This is a genomic window from Nocardioides sp. (assembly GCF_036274455.1).
GTDB lineage: Bacteria > Actinomycetota > Actinomycetes > Propionibacteriales > Nocardioidaceae > Nocardioides.
In genome coordinates this window covers 1-2,267 of record NZ_DASUFR010000070.1, presented here as the reverse complement: position 1 = coordinate 2,267, position 2,267 = coordinate 1, and the positions used below count along the sequence as shown (strand labels likewise).

Here is a 2,267-nt window from a genome sequence, read left to right as displayed (position 1 = left end):
GCCCGGCCGGACCACCTCGGCCTCGGTGCGGACCACGCCCTGCGGGATCGGACCGAGCATGTCGACGGTGAGCCGGGCGATCGTGAACGCCGGGTCGTCCGTCGTTGCGTCCACCGCCCTGGCCAGCAGCGCCGCGGGCGGACCGCCGTGCTGGGCGTCCAGGTCCCACGGGCTCGTGGTCGCCGCGGTGGACCGGAAGGTGTCGTCGTCGAGGGGCAGGTAGTAGGCCTCTGGCAGCTCCACCCGGCCAGCATCCATCAGAGGTCAGGCAGCTCCTGCTCGACCCCCAGCAGCGACCGGAACGGGTCGCCCACCAACGCCAGCCGGTCGAGCACGGTGCGGACCGTCCACCGGTCCGGCCGCAGCGCGGGGTCGTCGAGCTCGTGCCAGGCGATCGGGACCGAGACCGGTGCGCCCGCCGCAGGCCGCGGTGAGTACGGCGCCACGAGCGTCTTGTTCACGGCGTTCTGCGTGTAGTCGAGGCGGGCCAGCCCCTTGCGCGCCTTCACCTCCCACTTCCAGCTGACCAGCTCCGGGACGACCTTCCCGACCGTGCGGGAGAGCTGCTCGACCCAGGCCCGGGTCTCGGCGAAGGTGTAGCCCGGCCGGATCGGGATCCACACCTGGATCCCGCGTCGGCCGGTCACCTTGGGCCGGCCGACCACGCCGAGGTGGTCCAGCGCGGTGCGGTGCAGCCGGGCCAGCACGAGGAGGTCGTCCCACGACGTCTCGCTGCCCGGGTCGAGGTCCACCAGGGCGTAGGTCGGCTCGTGCATCGCGTCCTTGCGCGAGGTCCAGGGGTGCCACTCCAGGGCGCCGAAGTTGGCCACCCAGACCAGCGCGGCGGGCTCGTCGACCACGACGTAGGCCTGGGTCTCGTCGTCCTCGGCCTCGGGGTTCTCCCAGCACTCCAGCCAGGCCGGCGCGTGGCCGGGCCGCTCCTTGTGCCAGAAGCCGGGCCAGTCGGCCCCTTCCGGGTAGCGGTGCATGTTGAGCGGCCGGCCCTCGAGGTAGGGCAGGGCCACCGGCGCGATGCGGGCGGCGTAGGCCAGCAGCTCGCGCTTGGTGACGGGTTCCTCGTCGTCGCGCCCGGGGAAGAGCACCTTGTCGAGGTTGCTGACCTTCAGCCGCCGGCCGAAGACCTCCCAGGTCCCGCCCTTCGCCGGCAGCTGCTCGAGGGCGTCGATCGCCTCGTCGGGCAGCTGGTCTCCGGAGCCGGTCAACAGGGACACCTCCGCCTCTGCCGCCGGTGCGTCCGAGCGCCACTCCCTGTCGGGGTCGGCCGCCACCTCGTCGTTGGTCCGTCCGGTCAGCACCGAGCGGGGGTGCTCCTCGGGGTCCCAGCCGTCCGCCGCGAACTCGTCGCGCTTGTGCAGCAGCATCCACTCGTCCTCGTGCCCCGGCCCCTTCTCGTCCCGGCGGACCAGCACGAACCGGCCGCGGAGCTTCTCGCCGTACAGGTCGACGTGGAGGTCGCCCTTGCGCAGCGCCCTGGACGGGTCGCCCTTCCCCGGCTCCCAGGTCCCGGTGTCCCACACGATCACGTCGCCGCCGCCGTACTCTCCGGCGGGGATCACTCCCTCGAAGTGCAGGTACTCGACCGGGTGGTCCTCCACGTGGACCGCCAGCCGCCTCACCGACGGGTCGAGGGTCGGCCCCTTCGGCACCGCCCAGCTCACGAGCACACCGTCAATCTCGAGGCGGAAGTCGTAGTGCAGCCGCCGGGCCCGGTGCCGCTGCACCACGAACCGCCGTTGCCCCTCGGGCGCGAGCTCGCCCGCGGGCTCCGGCGTGCGCGTGAAGTCGCGCTTGCGGCGGTACGTCGCGAGCTCGCCGGCCATGGGCCAACGGTGCCCTGCCGAACGCCGGGCAAGCACCCGGGGTGCGGGCGCCACCGACGCCTGCGACTTCGACGACGTTCGTGATCATCAGCCACCCGTAGTGTGGGTGGGGGGTCACCCCGGGGTACGCGTGCGAGAAGGAGCTCGATGCCGAACCGCCTGAAGGACGCGACATCGCCGTACCTCCTCCAGCACGCGGACAACCCGGTCGACTGGTGGGAGTGGGAGCCGGGGGCGTTCGAGGAGGCCCGGCGTCGCAACGTGCCGGTGCTGCTGAGCGTGGGGTACGCCGCCTGCCACTGGTGCCACGTGATGGCCCACGAGTCGTTCGAGGACGAGGCCACTGCGGCCTACCTCAACGAGCACTTCGTCAGCATCAAGGTCGACCGCGAGGAGCGCCCGGACGTCGATGCGGTCTACATGGAC

General features: G+C 72.4%; 3 protein-coding genes. 1 reads left to right on the top strand and 2 read right to left on the bottom strand.

The features are described 5' to 3' along the window. A partial coding sequence (locus VFV89_RS06705; RefSeq protein WP_329705143.1) for an acyl-CoA thioesterase domain-containing protein occupies positions 1–243 on the bottom strand: 243 nt, incomplete at its 3' end. 14 nt (positions 244–257) lie between these two features. Next, a complete protein-coding gene (locus VFV89_RS06700) occupies positions 258–1,841 on the bottom strand; it encodes a DNA polymerase ligase N-terminal domain-containing protein (RefSeq protein ID WP_329705142.1) in 1,584 nt (527 codons plus the stop codon). Between the two features lie 147 nt (positions 1,842–1,988). On the opposite strand from VFV89_RS06700, the gene VFV89_RS06695 reads away from it, so the two are divergent. Beyond that, positions 1,989–2,267: DUF255 domain-containing protein (locus tag VFV89_RS06695; protein ID WP_329705141.1), on the top strand; the 279-nt coding region annotated here is incomplete at its 3' end.

Bases quoted from the DNA above. Each gene is read 5' to 3' on its own strand.
- VFV89_RS06700 (WP_329705142.1), bottom strand. From the start codon at position 1,841: ATGGCCGGCGAGCTCGCGACGTACCGCCGCAAGCGCGACTTCACGCGC.